At 72.7% G+C, this 23,891-nt stretch carries 23 protein-coding genes; 9 read left to right on the forward strand and 14 right to left on the reverse strand.

Annotation, left to right across the window (positions count from 1 at the left end; translation table 11 throughout):
* Nucleotides 1-24: 24 nt before the first annotated feature.
* The gene (locus tag IEY98_RS27115; RefSeq protein WP_229787551.1) at nt 25-1,992 is read right to left on the reverse strand and encodes an alpha-1,4-glucan--maltose-1-phosphate maltosyltransferase; all 1,968 of its coding nucleotides are present in this window, start codon (nt 1,990-1,992) and stop codon (nt 25-27) included.
* 268 nt (nt 1,993-2,260) lie between these two features.
* On the opposite strand from IEY98_RS27115, the gene glgP reads away from it, so the two are divergent.
* Nucleotides 2,261-4,804, forward strand: a complete 2,544-nt coding sequence (glgP, locus tag IEY98_RS27120) for an alpha-glucan family phosphorylase (protein WP_189213489.1) — start codon at nt 2,261-2,263, stop codon at nt 4,802-4,804.
* Here glgP and IEY98_RS27125 read toward each other — a convergent pair whose 3' ends face one another.
* The 4 genes from IEY98_RS27125 to IEY98_RS27140 all read right to left on the reverse strand — a co-directional run bounded on the left by IEY98_RS27125 (nt 4,805) and on the right by IEY98_RS27140 (nt 8,664).
* Complete coding sequence (locus tag IEY98_RS27125) at nt 4,805-5,899, reverse strand: hypothetical protein (protein ID WP_189213490.1); 1,095 nt, start codon at nt 5,897-5,899, stop codon at nt 4,805-4,807.
* A gap of 381 nt (nt 5,900-6,280) precedes the next feature.
* Entirely contained in the window at nt 6,281-7,246 is a 966-nt protein-coding gene (locus tag IEY98_RS27130) for a tetratricopeptide repeat protein (RefSeq protein ID WP_189213491.1), read from the reverse strand.
* Between the two features lie 232 nt (nt 7,247-7,478).
* On the reverse strand, nt 7,479-8,357 hold the full coding sequence (locus IEY98_RS27135; RefSeq protein WP_189213492.1) for an SCO6745 family protein: 879 nt from the start codon (nt 8,355-8,357) through the stop codon (nt 7,479-7,481).
* 10 nt (nt 8,358-8,367) lie between these two features.
* Nucleotides 8,368-8,664 (reverse strand): MTH1187 family thiamine-binding protein, encoded by a 297-nt coding sequence (locus IEY98_RS27140; protein ID WP_189213493.1) that lies wholly within the window; start codon nt 8,662-8,664, stop codon nt 8,368-8,370.
* A gap of 45 nt (nt 8,665-8,709) precedes the next feature.
* On the opposite strand from IEY98_RS27140, the gene IEY98_RS27145 reads away from it, so the two are divergent.
* The 4 genes from IEY98_RS27145 to IEY98_RS27160 are packed head-to-tail and all read left to right on the forward strand — an operon-like array spanning nt 8,710 to nt 11,806.
* A complete protein-coding gene (locus tag IEY98_RS27145; RefSeq protein ID WP_189213494.1) occupies nt 8,710-9,744 on the forward strand; it encodes a DNA polymerase IV in 1,035 nt (344 codons plus the stop codon).
* Nucleotides 9,745-9,771: 27 nt separating this feature from the next.
* Entirely contained in the window at nt 9,772-10,275 is a 504-nt protein-coding gene (locus tag IEY98_RS27150) for a MarR family winged helix-turn-helix transcriptional regulator (protein WP_189213495.1), read from the forward strand.
* Nucleotides 10,275-11,036, forward strand: coding sequence for a class I SAM-dependent methyltransferase (locus IEY98_RS27155; protein ID WP_189213496.1), 762 nt, complete (start codon nt 10,275-10,277; stop codon nt 11,034-11,036). The genes IEY98_RS27150 and IEY98_RS27155 overlap by 1 nt, the downstream gene beginning before the upstream one ends.
* Nucleotides 11,027-11,806 (forward strand): SDR family oxidoreductase, encoded by a 780-nt coding sequence (locus IEY98_RS27160; RefSeq protein WP_189213497.1) that lies wholly within the window; start codon nt 11,027-11,029, stop codon nt 11,804-11,806. The genes IEY98_RS27155 and IEY98_RS27160 overlap by 10 nt, the downstream gene beginning before the upstream one ends.
* A 63-nt stretch (nt 11,807-11,869) precedes the next feature.
* Here IEY98_RS27160 and IEY98_RS27165 read toward each other — a convergent pair whose 3' ends face one another.
* From IEY98_RS27165 to IEY98_RS27180, 4 genes are all read right to left on the reverse strand, one after another.
* On the reverse strand, nt 11,870-12,157 hold the full coding sequence (locus IEY98_RS27165) for a hypothetical protein (protein ID WP_189213498.1): 288 nt from the start codon (nt 12,155-12,157) through the stop codon (nt 11,870-11,872).
* Nucleotides 12,158-12,325: 168 nt separating this feature from the next.
* Nucleotides 12,326-12,643, reverse strand: a complete 318-nt coding sequence (locus IEY98_RS27170) for a DUF3817 domain-containing protein (RefSeq protein ID WP_189213499.1) — start codon at nt 12,641-12,643, stop codon at nt 12,326-12,328.
* Nucleotides 12,644-12,687: 44 nt separating this feature from the next.
* A complete protein-coding gene (locus IEY98_RS27175) occupies nt 12,688-13,731 on the reverse strand; it encodes an ABC transporter permease (protein WP_229787554.1) in 1,044 nt (347 codons plus the stop codon).
* Nucleotides 13,728-14,639: an ABC transporter ATP-binding protein gene (locus tag IEY98_RS27180; RefSeq protein WP_189213500.1), complete on the reverse strand. Its 912-nt coding sequence runs from the start codon at nt 14,637-14,639 to the stop codon at nt 13,728-13,730. Before IEY98_RS27180 ends, IEY98_RS27175 begins: the two co-directional genes overlap by 4 nt.
* Nucleotides 14,640-14,718: 79 nt before the next feature.
* Between IEY98_RS27180 and IEY98_RS27185 the strand changes: the two genes are divergently transcribed.
* Nucleotides 14,719-16,368, forward strand: a complete 1,650-nt coding sequence (locus tag IEY98_RS27185; protein WP_189213501.1) for a hypothetical protein — start codon at nt 14,719-14,721, stop codon at nt 16,366-16,368.
* A gap of 14 nt (nt 16,369-16,382) precedes the next feature.
* Here IEY98_RS27185 and meaB read toward each other — a convergent pair whose 3' ends face one another.
* Entirely contained in the window at nt 16,383-17,342 is a 960-nt protein-coding gene (gene meaB / locus IEY98_RS27190) for a methylmalonyl Co-A mutase-associated GTPase MeaB (RefSeq protein ID WP_189213502.1), read from the reverse strand.
* A gap of 2 nt (nt 17,343-17,344) precedes the next feature.
* The gene (locus IEY98_RS27195) at nt 17,345-18,532 is read right to left on the reverse strand and encodes an acetyl-CoA C-acetyltransferase (protein WP_189213503.1); all 1,188 of its coding nucleotides are present in this window, start codon (nt 18,530-18,532) and stop codon (nt 17,345-17,347) included.
* Between the two features lie 130 nt (nt 18,533-18,662).
* On the opposite strand from IEY98_RS27195, the gene mce reads away from it, so the two are divergent.
* Together mce and IEY98_RS27205 are read left to right on the forward strand one after the other, a co-directional pair.
* On the forward strand, nt 18,663-19,109 hold the full coding sequence (mce, locus tag IEY98_RS27200; protein WP_189213504.1) for a methylmalonyl-CoA epimerase: 447 nt from the start codon (nt 18,663-18,665) through the stop codon (nt 19,107-19,109).
* Nucleotides 19,106-19,411, forward strand: a complete 306-nt coding sequence (locus IEY98_RS27205) for a hypothetical protein (protein ID WP_189213505.1) — start codon at nt 19,106-19,108, stop codon at nt 19,409-19,411. The genes mce and IEY98_RS27205 overlap by 4 nt, the downstream gene beginning before the upstream one ends.
* A gap of 20 nt (nt 19,412-19,431) precedes the next feature.
* Here the strand turns inward: IEY98_RS27205 and IEY98_RS27210 are convergent, their stop codons facing one another.
* Nucleotides 19,432-20,367: a LysR family transcriptional regulator gene (locus IEY98_RS27210; RefSeq protein WP_189213506.1), complete on the reverse strand. Its 936-nt coding sequence runs from the start codon at nt 20,365-20,367 to the stop codon at nt 19,432-19,434.
* A 138-nt stretch (nt 20,368-20,505) separates the two neighbouring features.
* Here IEY98_RS27210 and IEY98_RS27215 point away from each other — a divergent pair, with 138 nt between their 5' ends.
* Nucleotides 20,506-21,765 carry a M64 family metallopeptidase gene (locus IEY98_RS27215; RefSeq protein ID WP_189213507.1) on the forward strand — a complete coding sequence of 420 codons (1,260 nt, stop codon included), beginning with the start codon at nt 20,506-20,508 and terminating at the stop codon, nt 21,763-21,765.
* 51 nt (nt 21,766-21,816) lie between these two features.
* On the opposite strand, the gene IEY98_RS27220 is transcribed toward IEY98_RS27215, so the two are convergent.
* On the reverse strand, nt 21,817-23,280 hold the full coding sequence (locus IEY98_RS27220) for a peptide MFS transporter (RefSeq protein ID WP_189213508.1): 1,464 nt from the start codon (nt 23,278-23,280) through the stop codon (nt 21,817-21,819).
* Between the two features lie 69 nt (nt 23,281-23,349).
* Nucleotides 23,350-23,721 (reverse strand): SPW repeat protein, encoded by a 372-nt coding sequence (locus IEY98_RS27225; RefSeq protein ID WP_189213509.1) that lies wholly within the window; start codon nt 23,719-23,721, stop codon nt 23,350-23,352.
* Nucleotides 23,722-23,891: the final 170 nt, after the last annotated feature.

The raw sequence follows: 23,891 nt of genomic DNA on the forward strand, positions 1-23,891 counted from the left end.
AGTCTTGATCGCCCGCGACCGCCGCTAGCGTCGGATGTGGACGATGTGCGCCACCGACCGCCACGGCTCCAGCCGCACGTAGTTGGCCCCGCCCCAGTCCCAGGTCTGCCCGCTGACCTCGTCGTAGGCGGGGTGCAGGCGGTTCGGGTCGAGGTCGAGGGCGGCCAGGTCGAGCCAGAGCGTGCCCTCCTGCGGCACGTGCGGGTCCAGGGTGACCACGGTGACGACCGTGTCCCCGCTGGCCGGGTCGACCTTGGAGTAGGCGATCAGCGCGTCGTTGTCGATGTGGTGGAAGTGCAGCGTGCGCAACTGCTGCAGCGCGGGGTGCACCCGGCGGATGGCGTTGAGCCGGGTGATCCACGGCTGCAGCGAGCGGCCCTGGGCCAGCGCCGCGGCGTAGTCCCTCGGGCGGAGCTGGTACTTCTCCGAGTCCAGGTACTCCTCGCTGCCCTCGCGGACCGCCTGGCCCTCGAACAGCTCGAAGCCGGAGTACACCCCCCAGGTCGGCGACATCGTGGCGGCCAGCGCCGCCCGGATGGCGAACATCGCGGGCCCGCCGTGCTGCAGCGAGGCGTGCAGGATGTCCGGGGTGTTGACGAACAGGTTCGGCCGGGCCTCGTCGAGGTGCCCGACGACCTCCATGCCGAAGTCGATCAGCTCCTGCTTGGTCGTCCGCCAGGTGAAGTACGTGTAGGACTGGGTGAACCCGAGCCTGGCCAGCCCGTAGAGCCGGGCGGGCCGGGTGAACGCCTCGGACAGGAACAGCACGTCGGAGGCGACCGCCTTCACCTCGCGGATCAGCCACTCCCAGAAGTCCGGCGGCTTGGTGTGCGGGTTGTCGACCCGGAAGATCCGCACCCCGTGCTCGACCCACAGCAGCACGACCCGCAGCACCTCGGCGTAGAGCCCGGCGGGGTCGTTGTCGAAGTTGAGCGGGTAGATGTCCTGGTACTTCTTCGGCGGGTTCTCCGCGTAGGCGATCGACCCGTCGGGGCGGGTGGTGAACCACTCCGGGTGCTCGGTGACCCACGGGTGGTCGGGCGCGCACTGCAGGGCCAGGTCGAGCGCGACCTCCAGGTCCAGCTCCTTGGCCCGGGCGACGAAGGCGTCGAAGTCGGCGAAGGTGCCCAGCTCCGGGTGGATCGCGTCGTGCCCGCCCTCGGCCGCGCCGATGGCCCACACCGAGCCGACGTCCTCGGGCACGGAGACCACGCTGTTGTTGGGGCCCTTGCGGTTGACTCGGCCGATCGGGTGGATCGGCGGCAGGTACACCACGTCGAAGCCCATGTCGGCGATGCGGTCGAGCTCGCCGATCGCGGTCCGGAAGGTGCCGTGCACGGCCTTTCCGGACTCGTCGACCCCGCCGGTCGAGCGCGGGAAGAACTCGTACCACGACCCGTACAGCGCGGTCTTGCGGTCGACCCAGACCTGGTGGACCTTGCCCTTGGTGATCAGCTCGCGGACCGGGTAGGCGGTCATGACCCGGTGCGTGGCCTCGGAGAGCGCTTCGGCGATGCGCGCGGCCAGCGGCATCGAGTCGTCGCGCAGGGCCCGGGCGGCGGAGATCAGCAGCTTGCGGTCGCCGTTGCGGTCCGGGCGCCTGCCCACCCGCTCGACGAGCCGGGCGCCGGTCTCCAGGTCGTTGGCCAGCTCGTCGGCGCCCTGCCCGGCGCCGACCTTCGCCTCCACCGCGTGCCGCCACGTCGACCACGGGTCGCTCCAGGCGTCCACGCGGAACGTCCACAGGCCCTCGCAGTCGGGGACGATCTCCGCCGCCCACCGGTCGAGCCCGACGCCGACGGGCTTCATGCGCGTGCTGCGCGAGACGGGATCCTGCGGGCCGCGCCACGAGACGGTGGCCGCCACGGCGTCGTGGCCTTCGCGCCATACCGTGGCCTGGATGGGGATGTGCTCGCCCACGACCGCCTTCGCGGGGTAACGGCCGCACGACACGACCGGGGAGACGTCATCGATGCCAAGCCGACCGCTCACTGAGCCGCCTCCCCGCAGTTGATCATGGTCGTCGTGCTGCGCAGGCCCGGTCCGGTCCGGAGCGTCGTTCCCCTGAGGTGCGGTCGGGAGGGCTGCCATTCCGCCGAGGTTGACAGAAGGTGTCTCACCGGTGCGCTCCTTAACTGGCTTGCACGGATCCCTGCCCCCTAGTCTGCCTTGCTCGATCCAGGCTCACACGACAACCCGCCGCTCCTCGGCGCGCCCGGTGGGCTTGCCCGGGGCCGCTCTCGCGCTAGGGTCGTGTCGCGTGAGAGCCGTACGCCGATTCACCGTCCGTGCCGGACTGCCCGAGCCGCTGGCCGATCTCGGCATGCTCGCGACCAACCTGCGCTGGACGTGGCACCCGCCGACCCAGGACCTGTTCGCCGCGGTGGATCCCGACATCTGGGCCAGAGTGGGCGGCGACCCCCTGCACCTGCTCGCCCAGGTCCCCGCCGAGCGGCTGGAGTCGCTGGCCACCGACCCCGACTTCCTCGGCAGGGTGCGCGCGCTGTCCGACGAGCTGCGCGAGTACCTGACCGGCCCGCGCTGGTACCAGGAGCGCGCCCGCCGCGCGGCCGACGGCGCCAACGGCACCCGGCTGCCGAGGGCCATCGCGTACTTCTCCATGGAGTTCGGCGTCACCGAGGCGCTGCCCAACTACTCCGGCGGCCTCGGCGTGCTGGCGGGCGACCACCTGAAGGCGGCGTCCGACCTCGGCGTGCCGCTGATCGGCGTCGGCCTGCTCTACCGCTCCGGCTACTTCCGCCAGTCGCTCTCGCTCGACGGCTGGCAGATCGAGCACTACCCGGTGATCGACCCCAACGGCCTGCCGCTCGAGCCGCTGACCGAGCCCAGCGGCGCGCCGATCCTGGTGCACGTGGCCATGCCCGGCGGGCGGGTGCTGCGGGCGCGGATCTGGAAGGCGCAGGTCGGCCGGGTCCCGCTGCTGCTGCTGGACTCCGACATCGAGGAGAACCCCGACGACCTGCGCAACGTCACCGACCGGCTGTACGGCGGCGACCAGGACCACCGCATCCGGCAGGAGATCCTGGCCGGGATCGGCGGCGTGCGGGCCGTGCGCGCGTACTGCGAGCTGAGCGGCACCCCGCAGCCGGAGGTGTTCCACACCAACGAGGGCCACGCGGGCTTCCTCGGCCTGGAGCGGCTGCGCGAGCTGGTGTCCGGCCGCGGGCTGGACTTCGACCAGGCGCTCTCCGCGGTGCGCGCGGGCACGGTGTTCACCACGCACACCCCGGTCCCGGCGGGCATCGACCGCTTCCCGGTCGACCTGGTGCAGTACTACTTCGGCGACGAGGCGCTGCTGCCCGGCATCGAGGTGCGGCGGGTGCTGGCGCTGGGCGCCGAGGACAACGCGGGCATGTTCAACATGGCGCACATGGGGCTGCGGCTGGCCCAGCGCGCCAACGGCGTGTCGAAGCTGCACGGCGCCGTCAGCCGGGACATGTTCGGCGCGCTGTGGCCGGGCTTCGACACCGACGAGGTGCCGATCAGCTCGGTGACCAACGGCGTGCACGGGCCGACCTGGGCCGCGCGGGAGATCACCGCGCTGGCCGACTGGACCGACCCGACGGCGGGCCTGTCCGGGGTGAGCGACGCGGAGCTGTGGCAGATCCGCGGCACCCTGCGCGCCCGGCTGGTCGCCGAGGTGCGCCGCCGGGTCCGCGCCGCGTGGCTGCAGCGCGGGGCGTCGGCGCTGGAGCTGAACTGGACCGAGACCGTCTTCGACCCGGACGTGCTGACCGTCGGCTTCGCCCGGCGGGTGCCGACCTACAAGCGCCTGACGCTCATGCTGCGCGACCCCGAGCGGCTGCGGTCGCTGCTGCTCAACCCCGACCGGCCGGTGCAGCTGGTCGTCGCGGGCAAGTCGCACCCGGCCGACGACGGCGGCAAGGCGCTGATCCAGCAGATCGTCCGGTTCGCCGACGACCCGAGGGTCCGGCACCGGATCGTCTTCCTGCCCGACTACGACATGTCGATGGCGCGGTTCCTCTACTGGGGCTGCGACGTGTGGCTGAACAACCCGATGCGCCCGCTGGAGGCGTGCGGCACGTCCGGCATGAAGGCCGCGCTCAACGGCGGGCTCAACCTGTCCATCCGGGACGGTTGGTGGGACGAGTTCTACGACGGCAGCAACGGCTGGGCGATCCCCACCGCCGACGGCGTCACCGACCCGGTCCGCCGCGACGACCTGGAGGCGGCCGCGCTGTACGAGCTGATGGGCTCGCAGGTGGCGCCGCTGTTCTACGACCGCGACGCCGCGGGCGTGCCGAGCCGCTGGCTGGCGATGGTCCGGCACACCCTCGACACGCTGGGGCCGAGGGTGCAGGCGTCCCGGATGGTCGGCGAGTACGTCGACAGCTACTACGGGCCCGCCGCGACCGCCGGGGTGCTGGCCGAGGCCGAGGACTTCCGCATGGCCCGCGACCTGGCCGACTACCGGCGCAGGCTCGCCGGGGCGTGGTCCTACGTGCGGGTCACGGGCTGCGAGCTGGGCATGGACGACGGGCACACGCCGGTGATCGGCGACCCGGTCGAGGTGCACGCGGTCGTGGACCTCGCCGGGCTGTCGCCGTCCGATGTGGAGGTGCAGGCGGTGATCGGCCGGGTCGGCGACACCGACGACCTGACCGACGTCGTCACCGCGCCGATGCGCCCGGCCGAGCACGGGCGGTACGTGACCGAGCTGCCGCTCCCGCACGCGGGCGCGCTCGGCGTCACCGTGCGGGTCCTGCCCAAGCACGACCTGCTGGCCACGCCCGCGGAGCTGGGCAAGGTCGTGCTGGCCTGATCAGGCCACCTCGAGCCGCGCCCTGGTGGCCCTGACCCTGGGCCACCACGGCGCGGTCCGCTCGGCCTCGTCGATGGCCTCGCGCGCGCCGCGGTTGTCGTGGTCGGCCATCCGGGCGCGGGCGAGGGTGACGAGGTCGTCGACGCGGCCGAGGCGGTCGTCGTTGGTTTCCAGCGACCGGCGGGCGAGGGTGATGGCCTGCCGGATGTCGCCGGTGAGCAGGGCGTGGTGGGCCTTGGTGCCGGTGAGCTTGTAAGCGGGGTAGCCGAGGGCCTCGGCGGCCTCGATCGCGTTCTGGGCGGTGGGCAGGCCGACGGCGGCGTCGAGCACCCCGGCCTCGACGGTGTCGCACGCCAGCCCGGCCAGCGCGGCGAAGAACGGGGCGGCGTCGGCGGGCGACTGCTCGTCGATCATCGCCATGGCGAGCGCCAGCCCCTCGGCGTACCGCCCGCGCGCCTGGTGCACGAGCACGCGCGCGGCCCGCGCGGTCTTGAGTGTCGGGTACTGGTCCCTGAGCTGCTCGCACAGCCGGTCGGCGGTGTCGAGGTCACCGTCCAATGTGGCGTCCACGGCCTGCTTGACGACGGGCGCGGCCGCCAGCTGCGCGGCCTGGTCGCCGGTGAGGCGCAGCAGGTTGGCCAGCAGCCAGCCGGTGGAGGTCGCGGCGGCCGTCTTCCTGGGCACGAGCGCGTGCGCGACCGTCAGTCCACTGGCGACGGCGAGCACCACGCCCACCGCCGCCAGCCCCGCGGTCGCGGCGATCCCGGCGAGCGCGGAACACAGCGCCGCACCCCACATCCGCCCCCGCACCGGCGCCCGCCCGGGCGCGATGGAGACGGACAGGAAAACAGGTACCGCCCGCAGCACGACCACCCGCCGCGCGGACGACCAATCGGCCACCCGCGGCCCAACCCCGACCACGACGGTCCGCACGGACACCCCGAGCACGACGGCCCCGACCAGCATCCCGACCTGGAGCGCCAACAGCCCCGCCAGATACCCGCCGAGCGTGGCGAGCAGCCCCCACGCCACGTCCCCGACGGAATCCGCGACAGCCACCGACACCACGAGACCCGCGACCAGGAGCCCCGTCATCGGGTGCAGCAGAACCCGCTTCACACGCCCGCCCTTCGCCCACACCGCGACCGCCCCGAGAGTAGCGATCAGCAGGCCGGGGGCGAGGCGCTTCCGCCGAACACCGGGCTGTCGCAGGCGACCCGGACTCGAAGGGGGTGCTGGTCAGCTCCGGCGGGTCGTCGTGTCGCGAGTCACCGGGGTCAGGCCGCGACCAACACGATCAAGAGCCCGCCCCCCAACAGCCGACCCGATCCGGACTCAGAAGGGCGCCCTGCCCAGGCCCTGCCACCGATGCGCAGACAGCGATCAGCAATCAAGGCCAATCGGCAACCGAGGCTAGAGGCCTCCGATCGACCGACGCGCAGGCGGCTGGTCCGAGCCTTGGCAGGCTCGGACGGCTTAGAAGAGGGCGCTGGCCAGGTCCCGGCGGGCCTTGGCGACGCGGGGGTCGTCCGGGGCGAAGAGGTCGAACAGGCCGACCAGGTGGCCGCGGACCTTGTCGCGGTCGTCGCCCGAGGCTCGGCGGACGGCGGCGATGAGGCGGGTGAAGGCCTTCTCCACCTGATGGCCCGCCACCTCGAGGTCGGCCGCGGCCAGCTGCGCCTCGAAGTCGTCCGGCGAGGTGTCGGCGCGGACGATGACCGAGGGGTCGGTGGCCTGGGTGCGGGCCATGAAGCGGACCTGCGTCAGCGCGGCCGCGGCGTGCTCGTTGGCGGGCTCGGAGTCGAGGATGGCCTGGTAGGCGGCCTCGGCGGCGGCGTAGTCGCCGCGGTCGAGCGCGTCCTCGGCCGCGGTCAGCCTGGGGTCGTCGGGCTCGGGCTCGGCGGCCTCCTGGCCGCCCCCGGCGGCCTCGGCCTCGCGGATGCCGGGCAGGCGGTCGCGCAGCGCGTCGACGAGGCTGCCCAGCCACTGGCGCAGCTGCGGCTCCGGCGGGATGTCGCCGAACGCCTCGATCGGCTGGCCCGCGGCGACCGCGACGGTCATCGGGACCGCCTGGACCCCGAACAGCTGGGCCACGCGCGGGCTGGTCTCGATGTCGACCTTGGCCAGCCGCCACGCGCCGCCGAACTCGGCGGCCAGCTTCTCCAGCAGGGCGACCAGCTGCTGCGCCTGCCCCGACCAGCTCGCCCCCAACGCGACGATCACCGGCACCTGCATCGACGCCTCGACGACCTCGGCCTGGAACGTGGCCTCGGTCACATCGACGACGTGATCGCCTGCGGGCGCCTGCTGCTGCTTGCCCCCCGCGGGGGTCGTGCGGGCGGCGTCGGCACGGGCTTTGAGCGCGGAAAGGTCAACCGCCCTGGACAAAGCGGCGGAGAGCGCTGCGGTGTTGCGTGGGTCGGGCCTGGTCACGGTTTTCATCTTGGCATGCCGCAGTCCCGAAGGGGCTGCGGACTCCCACACCCACCGAACGCCGCCGCACGATCAGGCAACCACCGCCTGACCCACGACGACACCGGCCCCGAACCCACGGGCGACGGCCACGCATCCACAGAACGTCGGCCCAACCTGCCGTCCAGCGCGGCGCCACGCCGGGCGACCACCGGGAAACGCCACCGCCCGGCGACCACCGCGGACCCGGCGGCCCCGCTGGCTATGTCTCGGCGACCAGGCGTTCGAGTTCGGTCTCCGGGGCCAGCGCCATCGGGTTGACGCGCATGGCCTCGTTGCCCCTGGCGATCCGCAGGGACAGCGGGGCCAGCAGGCGGACAAGGCGGGTGGTGGCCTCCGGGCCCAGGTGGTCCCACGGGGCCGCGGCCGCCTCGTCGGTCAGGACCTCGACCGTCTCGCGGACGGCGGCGCCGTCGGGGGTCAGGCCGGAGTCGTCCAGCAGGCCGCGTTCGGTGAGGCGGGTGCGGGCCGCCGTCCACTCCTCGACCGGCCAGTTGCGGGCCTGCTGCATGTACTCGGGTGTCAGGCCGTGCTCGGCGGCGAACAGCACCAGGGTCTCGCACGGGTCCAGCCCGGCAGTGACCAGCGCGGCGATGTGCCCGTCCCCGCGGGACTCGCGGAGGGTGGTCGCGGCCTGCCACAGCGCCAGGTGCGGCTCGGCCGGGAGCGGCAGGGCCGCGTTGGCCGCGCCCAGCGGGCGGCCCGCCGTCGGGGCCGCGCCCGCCGCCGCGACGACCAGTTCGGCCGCCTCGGCGAGGTCGTCGCCGGTCACCTCGTCGCCGAGCAGCCTGCGCAGGGCGCCGTCGACGCCGCTGAGCCGGGCGTCGAGGAACTGCGCGGGCGTGGCGATGTCCCACACCTCCGGCACCGCCCTGGCGACCCGCGACGGGTGGAAGTTGTAGAAGACGCTGGTGATCAGCCATTCCGGTGCCGCGCCGAGCGGGGCGGCGCGCATGCCGAAGTAGCCCATCCAGCCGCCCTTGCAGCCGAGCGCGTCGGCGGCGGCGCGGCTCTCCGGGGTGAAGTAGACGACGTCGTGGTAGGGCTCGAAGCACAGCCAGAGTTCGCGCGGCGTGGTCACCGCGCCGACATTACTCCGCCAGGTACTCCTCGACCCTGGCCACTTTCGCGGTCAGCTGGCCGGTGTGCCCCGGCCGGATGTCGGCCTTGAGCACGAGCGACACCCTCGGGTACTTGGCCAGCAGCACGTCGGTGGCCCGCCGCACCACGGCCATCACCTCGTCCCACTCGCCCTCGATCGTGGTGTACATGCTGGACAGCTCGTGCGGCAGACCGGACTCGCGGACGACCCGCACGGCCTCGGCCACCGCGCGGCCGACGTTCTCCGATTCCCCGCCGAGCGGGCTGACGCTGAACGCGACGAGCACGGGCACCTCCTGTCGGGATACGGCTGACGGGCGCACACTAGCCCGGTGGGGTCCTGGATTCTGCACGTCGACCTCGACCAGTTCATCGCCGCGGTCGAGCTGCTGCGGCGCCCGGAGCTGGCGGGCAGGCCGGTCGTCGTCGGCGGCGCGGGCGATCCCACCCTGCGCTCGGTGGTCGCGACGGCGTCCTATGAGGCCCGCGAGTACGGCATCAGGTCCGGCATGCCGATGCGCACGGCCGCCAAGCGCTGCCCGGACGCCGTCTTCCTGCCCTCCGACCCCGCCGCCTACGACGACGCCTCGGCCGAGGTGATGGCCACCCTGCGGGAGTTCGACGTCGTCGTCGAGGTCCTCGGCTGGGACGAGGCGTTCGTCGGCGCCGAGACCGACGACCCGGAGGACCTCGCGGGCCGCATCCAGGACGCGGTGTGGAACCGCACCCACCTCAGCTGCTCGGTCGGCGTGGGCGACACGAAGCTGCGCGCCAAGCTCGCCACCGGCTTCGCCAAGCCCGCCGGGATCTACCGGCTGACCAGGGACAACTGGTTCGAGGTCATGGCCGAGCGGCCGACGACGGCGCTCTGGGGCATCGGCACGCGCACCGCCCGCAAGCTCGCCGACCTCGGCTACACCACCGTCGCCGAGCTGGCCAGAGCGGATCCGGACGACCTGCTCGTCCTGGGCCCGCGCATGGGCCCCTGGTACCGCACGCTCGCCCTGGGCGCGGGCTCCACCGAGGTCAGCGCCACGCCGTGGGTGCCGCGCTCGCACAGCCGCGAGACGACCTTCCAGCACGACCTGACCGACCCCGACGACCTGCGCCGCGAGCTGGCCGCGCTCGCCGAGCGGGTCGCCGGGGACGTCGCCGCCGAGGGCCGCCCGGCGGTCCGGGTGGGCGTCAAGGCCCGGTTCGCGCCGTTCCTGACCCGCACGCGCAGCCTCACCCTGCCCGGCCCGACCTCGGACGGCGCGGCGATCGCGGCCGCGGCGCTGACCGCGTTCGAGCGCTTCGACCTGGTCAGACCGGTCCGCCTGCTGGGCGTGTGGGCGGAGTTCGAGCCGCCGCCCGGGGGCTACTGATCGGTTCGCGCTGGTAGGTTCAGGCGCATGAGGCCGCGCACGTTGCCGTTCGACCCCATCGCCCGCGCCGCGGAGCTGTGGGCCGAGCGCATCGGCGATTCCACCGCCATGGCCGCAGTCACCAGCATCATGCGGGTCCAGCAGATCGTGCAGTCCGCTGTGGACGCCGCGCTGAAGCCGCACGGGCTGACCTTCGCCCGGTACGAGGCGCTGGTGCTGCTCACCTTCGCCCGCCGGGGCAGCCTGCCGATGCGGGTCATGGGCGAGCGGCTGCAGCTGCACCCGACCAGCGTGACCAACATCGTCGACCGGCTGGAGGCCGACGGCCTGGTGCGGCGGCTCCCGCACCCCACCGACCGGCGCACCACGCTGGCCGAGATCACCGAGGCGGGCCGCGAGCGGCGGGCCGAGGCGACGGCGGCGGTCACCGCGATCGACTTCGGCCTGCGCGGCCTGACCGACCGGCAGACCACCCAGCTGACCGACCTGCTGGCCAAGGTCCGCAAGGCGACCGGCGACTTCCAGGACTGATGGACCAGCGCGCGAGGTCGCTGCGGCAGTACGCGGCCCGGGACAACCTCGCCGCCCGCCAGGGCGTCTACCGCTGGCAGGAGGACCCCGTCGACCTGCCCGCCGTGGCCGCCGACCTGCTGCGCGACGTGCGCGGCGCCGTCCTCGACATCGGCTGCGGCCCCGGCCGCCACACCGCCCACCTGCGCGCACACCGCCCCGACCTGCGGGTGATCCCGATGGACCTCTCCGCGAGCATGGCGGGCGAGGCTCGCGCGGACGTCTGCGCCCTGCCGCTGCGCACCGCGTCGGTCGACGCCGCGCTGGCCATGCACATGCTCTACCACGCCCCCGACATCCCGGCCGCGATCGCCGAGCTGCGGCGGGTGATCCGCCCCGGCGGCGTGCTCGTCGCGGCCACCAACGGGCACGACGACAAGCCCGAGCTGGACGCGCTGTGGACCGACTCGGTCCGCGAGCTGACCGGCGCGCCCCCGCCGCCCCTGTTCCGCGAGCCCCGACGGTTCACTGTGGACGACGGGCCGGTCCTGCGCGCGGCGTTCGCCGAGGTCGAGGTGGTCCGCTACGAGCGGCCCGTGCTGATCCCGGACGCCGACGCGGTGATCGCCTACGTCGACAGCATCCGCGACGGCATGGACCTGCCCGCGGGCCTTGATTGGTCAGCGTTTATTGAGGTGGCCGCCGCGCGTGTGCGCCATACGATCGCCCGCGACGGGGTGTTCCGCCTGACCGGACGATTCGGGGTGTTCGCATGTCGGTGAACCTGCACGGCAGGGTCGCGCTGGTGACCGGCGTCAGCAGGCGGGCGGGCATCGGCTACGCCACCGCGCGCAGGCTGGCGGGGCTGGGCGCGGACCTGTTCCTGCACCACTACTCCCCGCACGACCGCGCGCAGCCCTGGGGTGCGGACCCCGCGGGCCCGCAGGCGATCGCCGCCGACATGGGGGGTGTGCGCGTCGAGCACGCGGAGTTCGACCTGGCCGACCCGGACGCCCCGCAGCACCTCGTCGACGCCGCGCTCACCGCGTTCGGCCATATCGACATCCTCGTCTGCAACCACGCCCGCAGCGGCGGCGACGGCGCGCTCGGGGAGCTGACCCCGGCGATGCTGGACGGCCACTGGGCGGTCAACGCCCGCTCGTCGATCCTGCTGGCCCAGGCCTTCGCCGCCCAGCACGACGGGCGCGCGGGCGGCCGGATCGTCTTCATGACGTCCGGCCAGGACCTGGGCCCCATGCCCGGCGAGGTCGCCTACGCGGCCAGCAAGGGCGCGCTGGCGTCGATCACCTGCACCCTGTCCGACCAGCTCGCCGAGGCGAACATCACGGTCAACTGCGTCAATCCCGGCCCGGTCGACACCGGCTACGCCTCCGCCGAGGCCCGCGAGTCCGTCCGCCGCCGCTTCCCCGCGGGCCGCTGGGGCGAGCCGGACGACCCGGCCCGCCTCATCGCCTGGCTGTCCACCGACGACGCCGCCTGGATCACCGGCCAGGTCGTCAACACCGAGGGCGGCTTCCGCCGCTGGGGCTGACCCCGCGTGCAACGCCCCGAGGGGCCGGTGTGATCCACCACACCGACCCTCGGTTCCACGCGGTCAGTCGCCGCAGATCCAGAGGTATCCGCGCCTGCGGCGGACCTCCTCGAGGAGTCCGCGCAGCTCCGCGATGTCGTCGGCGAGGTCCGGCCGCCTCGCCAGGATCCCGTCGAACTCGCTCTCGATCATGTTCAGCTGCGGGATGTTGAACATGGTGTCGCCGTGCGGGTGCACCCCGGACAGCAGGCTCGACGGAGCCGCGGCGCTGAGGATCCGGGCGAACCTCCGATTGACGTCGGCGCCCGCGAGCGACCGCTCATGGTTCTGGTTCTCGACGTAGACGTCCACAGCGGATCCTCTCCTCAAGAACCCGGCTTGCTGATCGGATGCATGGTCCACATCGCGTTCGAGGTTCCCCTGCGGGTTCGGGCCCTTGCACGCGCAGCGGTCACCGCCGATCTGGCGGACCACAGTGGACGCGCTGTTCTGCGCACCGGGGTCCGCCAGTGGCGGTGGTCAGAACCGGCGGCGCAGGGCGACCGGGTCGAGCTTGCCCGTGCGCAGGGCCCAGCGCTCGAAGAGGAGGGTCGCCAGGGGCGGGACGCTGGACGCGAACGCCCACAGCGTCGCCCTGCGGTCCCAGTCCAGCTTGCGCGCCGTGAACCACGCCACAGCGACGTACGCCACGAAGACCGCGCCGTGGATCGGGCCGAAGACCTTCACCCCGAGCTCGCCGGTCTCGGTGACGTACTTGAAGAACATGCCGGTGAGCAGCCCCAGCCAGGAGACGGCCTCGGCCAGGGACACGATCCGGAACAGTGCGGCAGCCTGCATGGACCCCAGTGTGCGGCGTGAGCGCCCTCACGCCGGGGTCGGGGTCAGCTGTCCTCCCAGGTGAACACCTTGGCGGCTATGGCGGACACCACAACGGTGAACGCGAGCAGCACACCGCACGGCAGCAGCAGCGCCTCCGCGCCCTGGCCCCGGACGAGGAACGCGAGCATGCCGTCGTTCATGTGCCGCAACGGGAACGCCAGCGACACCGCCTGCACCCAGCCGGGCGCGACGTCCACGGGGAAGAACGTGCCGGACAGGAAGGCCATGGGCAGCACGACGATGTTCGCCGCGCCCGACGCCGCCTCCTCCGTCTTGCAGAACGCCCCCACGAGCATGCCGATCGCGAAGAAGGCGAGGATTCCACTGAGGAACACCGGGATCGCCAGCCACCACGTCCCGGACAGCCGCAACCCGAACACCGGCAGCAGCGCGACGGCGACGAACAGCAGCGCCTGCAGCGCCGCGACCGCGATCGTCACCACGATCCGCGCCGAGAGCACCGTGCCGACCGTCACCGGCGCCAGCCGCAGCCGCCGCAGCACCTGCTTCCTGCGCCAGCTCACCAGCGACAGCGACGCGCCGAACACCGCGGTGATCGCGATGCCCCAGCTGAGGATGCCGGGTGTCAGGTACTGGATGGGCTTGAGCGAGGAGTCCTCCACCTGCGCGGCGGAGTAGGCGAACGCGGGCGGCTGCCCGGTCGCCTGGACGTTGACGTGCTGCGTGACGCCGGACACCAGACCCTGCACGAGCCCGGCGCGGGCCTGGTCGCTGGCGGCGTAGTGCAGTTCGACGCTGTCGCCGTCGACCTCGACCAGGCCGGGCAGGTCGCCCTCGCGGACCTGCTTCAGCCCCTCGTCGAGCCCCGGCCTGACGATCTCCACCGCGCCGGTGTTCTCCAGCGCGACCACGACCGGGCCGTCGCCGACGACGCCGAGCTTGATCATCTCGTCCCCGCCGTCGCGGAACAGCAGGCCGAAGATGACCAGGAACATCAGCGGGAAGACGAACGCGAAGAACAGCGTGGCCTTGTCCCGGTAGTAGCCCTTGGCCATCGCCCTGGACAGGCTCTTGAAGGCGGTCACGCGCGGTACTCCCGTCCGGTCAGGCTGAGGAACACGTCCTCCAGGGTCGCCGTGCGCACCTGCAGTCCGTCGAGGGTCCCGCGCTCGGCCAGCGCGGACAGCAGCGGCGCCGGGGTGCGGGTGGTGATGGTCAGCGACTGCTCGTCCTCGTGCGCGTCGTCGGCGCCCGCGAGCACGCGGGCGTCATCGATCCCGAGCGTGCCCCGCTCCAGGGACACCCGGGTCGGCGCGTCGAGGCCGCGGATGAGCGAGGCGGGCGGGTCCAGCGCCAGGACGCGGCCGTGGTCCATGATCGCCACGCGGTCGCAGAGGATCTCGGCCTCGTCGAGGTAGTGGGTGGTGTAGACGATGGTCTTTCCGCGTTCCTGGATCGCGCGCAGCACGTCCCAGAGGTTGCGCCGCGCCTGCGGGTCCAGCGCCGCGGTCGGCTCGTCGAGGAACAGGATGTCCGGGTCGTGCACCAGCGCGCAGGCGATCGACAGCCGCTGGCGCTGGCCGCCGGAGAGCTTCTCCTCGCGGGTGTCGGCCTTCTCGGCCAGGCCGACCAGGTCCAGCATCTCCCTGGCGCGCTCGCCGTCCACGCCGTACAGCGCGGCGAAGGTCTCCAGCTGCTCGCGGGCGGTGAGCTTCTCGAAGAACGCCGACGCCTGCAGCTGCACGCCGATGCGCGGCAGCAGCCCGGGGTTGCGCGGGAACGGGTTCTCGCCCAGCAGTCGCACGTGACCGGAGTCCGGTTCGCGCAGTCCCTCGATGATCTCCAACGTCGTCGTCTTGCCCGCGCCGTTGGGCCCGAGGATGCCGAAGAACTCGCCCTCGGCCACGCTGAACGAGACGCCGTCGACAGCCCTGAGGTCGCCGTAGGACTTGCGGATGTCCTCGACCTCGATGGCGGCGGTGGTGTCGGTCATGCCGGCGAGGCTAGTGCCAGAACAAGATCGCATTACCCGAATCGGGTGAACGATTCAGTCACCCTCTAGAGTTGCCCGGGTGTTGCCACCCCGAGTCAGGGCAGGCATCGCCGTCCTGATCCCGACAACCGTCCTCGGGCTGCACGGACTCGCCTACGGTCGGTGGATCGTCGACGACGCGGCCATCACGTTCGCCTACGCCCGGTCGATCACCTCCGGGGCCGGACCGGTCCTGCAGCCGGGCGTCGACCCGGTCGAGGGCTACTCCAACCCGGCTTGGCTGGGGCTGCTGTCGCTGGGCCGCCTGGTCGGGCTGTTCGACTCCGGCGCCTGGTTCGGCGTCCCCGACTACGCGCTGTTCCCCAAGGCGCTGGCCCTGCTGCTGGCGGCGGGCGCCTTCGCCGCGTTCCACGTCGCGGCGTCGGCGCTGACCAGCAGACCGGCGGTGGTCACGATCGCCGCGGGCACGGTCACCGCGCTGGTGCCGTCGTTCGCCATCTGGACGTTCTCCGGGCTGGAGAACTCGCTGCTGGCGTTCAGCGCCGTCGCGATCGCCGCGGTGCTCGCCCGTGCCGTCACGCGCGACGAGCTGTTGCGGCCGCGCATGGCGGTCATCACCGGCCTGCTCGCCGCCATCGCGGCGCTGACCCGTCCGGACGGGCTCATCTACGCGGGCGCGTACGCGCTGGTCGTGCTCATCCTGTTGCGGCGGGACACGCTGCGCGAGGTGGTCAAGCCCGTGCTGCTCGGGCTGGCCGTGTTCGCCGTGCCCGTCGGCCTCTACCTGGTCTGGCGCTGGCTGACGTTCGGCGCGCTGCTGCCCAACACGGCGCTGGCGAAGTCGCAGGGCGTGCCGACCGTGGAGGACCTGGCCAAGCCCGCCGACATGGTCGGGTACGTGGGCTGGCTGACGCTGCTGGCGGGCGTCGTGCTCGTCGGCGCGGCCCTGCTGCGGCCGTCGCCGCACCGCAACGGCCTCATCGCGCTAGCCGTCCCGCTCGGCCTTGCGGTGACCGCGTACGGCGTGCTGGCCCAGGACTGGATGGCGCAGTTCCGCTTCGCCACCCCCGTCTGGCCCCTGGCCGCGCTGACCGTCGCGGTGGCGGGCGCGCACGTGCTGTCGGGGCTCGCTGTGCGCGGGCGGGTCGTGGTGGCGGTGGTGGGCGTGCTCGGCCTGGCCCAGTCGGTGACGCTGTGGTGGGACGCGATGGACCGCTTCCGCACCGGCCCGACGGTGCCCACGTGCGTCATCGCCCAGATCGACGGCTGGGAGTTCAACACCTACGCCCGCCTGCTCGACGTCCGCGACGGCTCCCTGCTCGTCCCCGACATCGGCGGCGCGGCGCTGACCAGCGAACTGGAGATCATCGACCTCGCAGGCCTCGCCCACCGCCGCATCGCCGAGCTCTGGTCGGCCGAGGACATGGCGGGCCTGCGCGACTACGTCTTCACCGAGGCCAAGCCCACGTTCATCACCGCCCACGGCACCTGGGCGAAGGCCACCGGCCTCTTCACCGACCCCCGCATGACCGCCGACTACGAACTGATCATGCAGGGCCGGGGCAACCGCGAGAAGTGGGTCCGCCGCGACGCCGTCCCCGACCCGGCGCGCCTCGCCGCCGTCCGCGCGGCGGCCCAGACGGCCGCAGGCCACTGGAACGCCGCCGCGAGCATGCCCCGCGGCTCCTGCGGCCCGGTGCTCCGAGCGGACGCGCCGTACTGGCAGTGACCGAACCGGGCGGGCTAGATGCCGTCCACCAGCGCGTCCGCGGCGGTGTACGGGTCGAGGTCGCCGGTCATGACGCGCTTGGCGAGGGCGTCGATGGCGTCGCCGCCGTGCAGGTCGCCGAGGCGGGTGCGGACGGCGGCGACGGCGATGGCCTCGATCTCGGTGCGGGCGCGGGCGGCGCGGCGGTCGTGCCACTCGCCGTGGGCGCGGGTCCAGTCGCGGTGGTGGTCGATCGCGGTGATGACCTCGTCGACGCCCTCGCCTCGGGAGGCGACGGTCTTGACGATCGGCTGCCGCCAGCTGGCGCCCCTGATCTCGCGGCGGCCCAGCGAGATCATGTACTTCAGCTCGCGCGCGGTGGTGTCCGCGCCGTCGCGGTCGGCCTTGTTCACCACGAACACGTCGGCGATCTCCAGGATGCCCGCCTTGGCCGCCTGGATGCCGTCGCCCATCCCCGGCGCCAGCAGCACCAGCGTGGTGTCCGCCAGCCCGACGACGTCCACTTCGGACTGTCCAACGCCGACGGTCTCGATGAGCACGACGTCGAACCCGGCAGCGTCGAGCACGCGCAGCGCCTGCGGGGTCGCCCAGCTCAGCCCGCCGAGGTGGCCGCGGGTGGCCATCGACCGGATGAACACGCCCGGGTCGGTGGCGTGGTCCTGCATGCGGATGCGGTCGCCGAGCAGCGCCCCGCCGGAGAACGGCGACGACGGGTCCACGGCCAGCACCCCGACCCGCTTCCCGGCCGCGCGCAGCGCGCTGACCAGGGCGGACGTGGTGGTGGATTTGCCGACGCCGGGGGGCCCGGTCAGCCCGACGACCTGCGCGCGGCCGGTCAGCGGGGCCAGCGCGGCAGCGACCTCGCGCAGCTGCGGGCTGGCGTCCTCGACCAGCGAGATCAGCCGGGCGACCGCGCGCGGCTCCTGCCGCCGCGCGCGGTCGACCAGGTCAGCGACGTCGACCTGGCGGGCCAAGCTCAGCCCTTCGGGACGGTGATGATCAGCGCGTCGCCCTGGCCGCCACCGCCGCACAGCGCGGCCGCGCCCACGCCGCCGCCGCGGCGCTTGAGCTCGTAGGCCAGGTGCACCAGGACCCGCGCGCCGGACGCGCCGATCGGGTGGCCGAGCGCGATCGCGCCGCCGTTGACGTTGACGATGTCCGGGCTGACGCCCAGCTCGCGGGTCGAGACGACGCCGACCGCGGCGAACGCCTCGTTGATCTCGACCAGGTCCAGGTCGGCGGCCTGCAGGCCCTGCTTGGCCAGCGCCGCCTTGATCGCGTTGGACGGCTGCTCGTGCAGGCTCGCGTCCGGACCGGCCACGACGCCGTGCGCGCCGATCTCGGCGATCCAGGTCAGGCCCAGCTCCTCGGCCTTGGCCTTGCTCATCACGACCACGGCGGCCGCGCCGTCGGAGATCTGCGACGCCGAGCCCGCGGTGATGGTGCCGTCGGCGGCGAACGCCGGGCGCAGCTTGGCCAGGCCCTCGGCGGTGGTGTCGGCGCGCACGCCCTCGTCGGTGTCGAACACGACCGGGTCGCCCTTGCGCTGCGGGATGCTGACCGGCGCCAGCTCCTCGGCGAAGCGGCCCTCCTTGATGGCCGCGGCGGCGCGCTGGTGCGACGCGGCGGCGAAGGCGTCCTGCTCCTCGCGGGTCAGGCCGTAGCGGGCGTTGACCTTCTCCGTGGACGCGCCCATGGCGACCTGGTCGAACGCGCAGAACAGGCCGTCGTACGCCATGTGGTCCAGCATCGTGACGTCGCCGTACTTGAAGCCGGAGCGGGACTTGGGCAGCAGGTGCGGCGCCTGGGTCATCGACTCCTGGCCGCCCGCGACGATGATGTCGAACTCGCCCGCGCGGATGAGCTGGTCGGCCAGCGCGACGGCGTCGAGGCCGGAGAGGCAGACCTTGTTGATGGTCAGGGCGGGCACGGTCATCGGGATGCCCGCGGCCACGGCCGCCTGCCGGGCCGGGATCTGGCCCGCGCCCGCGGTGAGCACCTGGCCCATGATCGTGTACTGGACCTGCTCGGGCTTGACGCCCGCCTTCTCCAGGGCCGCCTTGATGGCGATGCCACCGAGCTGCGCGCCGGTGAAGTCCTTCAGGGAGCCGAGCAGACGGCCAATGGGGGTGCGGGCCCCCGCGACGATGACGCTTCCGGACACAGCGGTCTCCTAGGCGACGAGAGCGAACGAGCGTTAACCGGCACCATACTCGCGCGTGACCGCCTCGACACGGGGCTGTGTGAGTAGCCGCACAGGAAAAGTTACCGGCGAGTAGTCGTATCGTCTTCTTATGCCGGAAGCGCTGAAGCAGTTCGTGACCGCGGTGGACCACGTCGGCATCGCCGTGCCCGACCTGGACGTGGCCATCTCCTTCTACCGTGACAACTTCGGCCTCGTCTGCGCGCACGAGGAGACGAACGAGGAGCAGGGCGTCCGCGAGGCCATGATGCGCGCCCCCGGCGACGACGGCGCCGGGACCGCCGTCCAGCTGCTGGCCCCGCTCACGCCGGAGTCGACGATCGCTAAGTTCATCGGCCGAAGCGGCCCGGGGTTGCAGCAGCTGGCCTACCGGGTAACCGACGTCGAAGCCGCAGCCGACGCCCTGCGCGCCAACGGTCTGCGCCTGCTGTACGAGAAGGCGAGGCGCGGGACCGCGGGCAGCAAGGTGAACTTCGTGCACCCGAAGGACGCCGGTGGCGTCCTGGTCGAGTTGGTCGAGCCCGGGGAGGCGCATTGAGCACCGCCGTCATGAACACCGCCGACATCACCCTCACCCGCGACGGCAGGCCGGTCCGCGCCACCCTCACCTGGTGGCACCACGGCTGGCTGGAGTACGCCCTGCGCCTGGACGGCCCGACCGGCGTCGTCGAGGCCGTCGAGGACTCCTGGTTCGCCGCCATCACCGAGATCGCCCGCGATCTGGCGGCCGCGGGCTACGAGCTGCCCGAGCCCCCGCAGGAGGGCCCCGCCACCAACCCCGACGAGCACCGCGCCCGCTGGGTGTCCTGGCTCGGCGAGGGTTTCCCGACTCCCCGATAGCACCGCGGCCGCCCGGACGATCAGTTCCCCAACCAGGACAGGTAGTCCGGGCGGCGCTGGGCGTAGGCCCAGTACGCGTCGCAGGCCAGGCGGAGGACGACGTCGAAGTTGTCCGCCAGTGGGCTGTCGGCGCGGCAGGCGAGGATGTGGCGCATCCGCACCGGGTCGCCTTCCAGGGGTTTGACCAGGACGCCGTCGCCGCAGGCGAAGACGGCCTGGCACGGGGTGACCGCGCGGCCCGTGGCGACGAGTTCGCGGATCGGGGTGCCGTCGGAGACGGTGTAGAGCACGCGCGGGGTGAAGCCCGCTTCCCCGCACACCGCGTAGAAGCAGTCCGGCCAGCCCGCGCCGTCGTACGGGGTCAGCGCCCACGGCTCGTCGGCCAGGTCGGACAGGGCCACCGACGCGCGGTCGGCCAGCCGGTGCCGCTCGGACATCGCCACGAACACCGGCTCCACCGCGATCACCTGCGACAGCACGGTCGCGGGCGGGCGCAACGCGAAACCGGGGTAGTCCACCAGCGCCGCGGCGTCCAGCCGGTTCGCCATCAGCAGGTCCCACAGCACCCGGGGCGAGTACTCCGTCCGCAGGTGCACCTCGGCGTCGGGCAGCTGGTCGCTGAGCCGGTCGGCCAGGCCCACCGACACCGCGCCCGCGATCCCGCCCAGCCGCACGACCGGACCGGCGGCGAGGCCGCGGCGGTCGGAGTCGCGGCGCAGCTCGTCCATCGCCAGCAGGACGCCGCGGGCGCGGGTGAGCAGGGACTGGCCCAGCGGGGTCGGGGTGACGCCCTTGCGGTCGCGGACGAAGACCTGGGCGCCCAGCTCCCGCTCGACGCGCTGCAGCTGGGCGGTCAGCGCTGGCTGGGACACGCCGAGCAGCGCGGCCGCCCGGGACACGCTGCCCGCGTCGGCGATCGCGCACAGGGACGTGAGATGACGCAGTTCCAGCTCCATCGACCCGCAGGATAGGACGCACGGGCGCGGTCCCGACAGATCCATAGCGCCCCAGTTATCCCCACTGGGATTTTCCGGCGACGCCGCGACTGGGAACGGTAGGGCTCTACCCTGCCCCTTACCCCCGGAGGCGTTCCCATGCGCATCCTCTACCCGGCCCTGGCGCTGGCAGCCGCCGTCGGCCTGACACCCCTGCCCGCGGTGTCGCAGCCCGTCGCGACGGAATGGCGGGAGGTGTTCTCCCCCGACGGCGCCATCACCCGGGTGCGCGTCCCCGTCGAGGTCGACCCGCCGCTCACCCCGCAGGACACCGTCCAGGCGCAGGCCGCCGACGTCATCCCGATCCAGGACACCGGCCCGTCCGACTCGCGCTTCGACATGGTGATCGTCGGCGACGGCTACACCTCGTCGCAGCTGGGCCTGCTGCGCCAGCACGCGGAGTCGAAGTGGGCCGAGATCGCCGCGACCGCGCCGTGGAACAAGTACCGAGGCTCGGTCAACGTGTGGCTGGTCAACGTCGTGTCCAACCAGTCCGGTGTGGACAACGACCCGCAACAGGGCGTCTACCGCGACACCGCGCTGGACATGCACTTCTGGTGCGGCGGCATCGAGCGGCTGCTGTGCCTGAGCGAGTCCAAGGCGCAGGCGTACGCAGCGCAGGCGCCCGGCGTCGACGCCATCGTGGCGGTGGGCAACACCACCAAGTACGGCGGCGCGGGCTATCCGAGCCTGGCGACGGTCTCCGGCGGCAACGAGCAGGCGGGCCGCATCGCCATCCACGAGCTGGGCCACTCCGTCGGCGGCCTCGCCGACGAGTACTACACGCCCGGCACCACCTACCGGGGCGGCGAGCCGAGGGAGCCCAACGTCACCACCGACCCGCGCGGCGGCAAGTGGGCGTCCTACCTGGGCCGCACGACCCCCGACGGCGGCACGATCGGGGCGTACCAGGGCGGGCACCAGTACGAGTACGGCATCTACCGGCCGTCCCAGGACTCGTTGATGCGCAACATCACCAAGCCGTTCAACTCGGTGAGCCTGGATGTGATGGACCGGGCGATCGCCGCGAGGATCAGCGGCGGTGGCGGCGGCTGCACCGCCTTCCCGGCCACCCGCACCGGCTCGCTGTCGGCAGGCGGCTCCGCCTACCAGCCCGACGGCTCGTACTTCCAGGCCGCGTCCGGCGCCCACCGCGCCTGCCTGGACGGCCCGTCGGGCGCGAACTTCGACCTCGAACTGCTGAAGTGGAGCGGCTCGGCCTGGCAGACGGTCGCCTCGGCGCGGACGTCGAGCGCCGACGAGACCCTGGCCTACACGGGCACGTCCGGCTACTACGTCTACCGGATCACCTCGGCCACGGGCTCCGGCTCCTACACCGTGGGCTACAGCGCCCCGTGACGGCCAGCGGGGTGGCGGCGGCCCGCGCCCGCCGCCACCCCGTGGTTCGAGCTATCGCACCCCGTTCATCAGGCGCTTGACCACCGGGGAGAGCGCGAACATGATCGCGCCGATGACCAGCGCGCCCAGGCCCAGCAGGCCGAAGTAGGCCGGTTCGCTGTCCTTGGTGTAGTACTCCGCCAGCGCGCCCGCGACCGAGGAACCGAGCGCGATGGACAGGTAGAACAGCGCGACCATCTGCGCGCCGAACGCGCGCGGGGCCAGCTTCGTCGACAGGGACAGGCCCACCGGGGACAGGCACAGCTCGCCCAGCACGAAGATCACCAGGACGAGCACCAGCAGCAGCGGGTTGACCACGCCGTCGCCCTTGGTGAAGCCCATCAGCGCCATCACCAGGAACGCCACGCCCATCGCGGCGACGCCCATGCCGAACTTGATCGGCGTCGACGGCTGGCGGTCGCCCAGGCGCACCCACAGCGCCGCGAACACCGGCGCCAGCAGCACCACGAACAGCGGCTCCACCGAGTTGAACCACGCGGGCGGGATGCTGAAGAAGCCGAGCGCGTCGAGGTCCAGCCGCTGCTCGGCGTAGATGGCCAGCACGGTGAACTGCTGCTGGAACAGCGACCAGAACCCGAAGCTGACCAGGAACATCGGGATGAACGCCACCACCCGCTGCCGCTCGACCCGGTCCACCCGCTTGCTCGTCAGCAGCATCGCGAACAGCATCACGGCCGCCACCGAGATGACCCAGGTGACCACGGTCGCCAGGTTGTCCGGCCCGACCACGCCGGTCACGACCAGCACGACGATGGCGGCCGCGCCCAGGGCGATGACCGCGAACGCCCGCACGCGCTCGGCGCCCGCGATCGGGTTGGGCACCTCGCGGCCCGCGGGCGGCAGGTTGCGCCGCTGCAGGATGTACTGGCCCAGCCCGAACGCCATGCCGACCGCGGCCAGGCCGAAGCCCCAGTGGAAGCCGACCTTGTCCTGCAGGAGCCCGGTCAGCAGCGGTCCGGCGAGCGCGCCGATGTTGACGCCCATGTAGAAGATCGAGAACCCGGCGTCGCGGCGGTCGTCGCCCTCGGCGTAGAGCAGGCCGACGAGGACCGTCGCCGTGGCCTTGAGCCCGCCGGAGCCCAGCGCCACGCAGATGAGGCCGATGGCCACGCCCGCGACGCCCGGCACGACGGCCAGCGCGATGTGGCCGCAGAGGATCAGGACGGCGCTGTAGAGCAGGGTGCGCTCGGGTCCGAACAGGCGGTCGGCGACCCACGAGCCCGCGATCGTCGCCAGGTAGACCGATCCGCCGTACGCGCCGACGATGCCCGCCGCCACGGCCTCATCGAGGCCGAGACCGCCCTCGTTGACGCTGAAGTACAGGTAGTACAGCAGGATCGCTTGCATCCCGTAGTAGGAGAAGCGCTCCCACATCTCGGTGCCGAAGAGGTTCGCCAGCCCTCGTGGGTGTCCGAAAAAACCTTTCGGCTTCGTTTCCTCGGTAGAGGTTGCCATGTAGGTGACCGTACGACACACGGCAACCCGCGACCGGGGCGCGCCCCGGTCGCGGTTGTCCTACCTCACCTAGTGCGAGCCCGCCATCCGGTGCGCGGCCTGGGCCATCGGCAGGGCCGCGGCGCCGACGATGAAGGTCAGCGCGCCGAGGATCCACGACGTCCAGGCGATGCCCTCCAGGTCGGAGTAGCCCATCACCCACGGCGAGATGAACAGCAGGACGCCGAGGACCATCTGCATCGCCTCACCGGCCACCATGCCCGGCCGGGCCAGCGACACCAGCCCGTCCAGCGCGATGAGGGCGCCGAGGATCACCATGGTCCAGGTCGCGGCGGTGTCCGTGGCCATCCACAGCGGCGACAGCAGCGCCACCAGGCCCAACACCACCTCCGCCCAGTCGTGCGGGCGGGTCCACGGGCGAGCGTGCACGGGTGTGCTCATCGAGACCACCTCCACCGAGACAGGAGATCCCGCTCAAATCCTCCGCCGCTCCCGACACGGGGTCAACCGGCGAATCCGGTCCCACCGATCGGGTGCCATCGCTCACATCGTGCGCTTCTGAATCGCTACTCGACAGTAACCTCCACCAAACCCGTGCCGTCACTGGAGGA

The organism is Actinokineospora fastidiosa, from assembly GCF_014648415.1.
Lineage (GTDB): Bacteria > Actinomycetota > Actinomycetes > Mycobacteriales > Pseudonocardiaceae > Actinokineospora > Actinokineospora fastidiosa.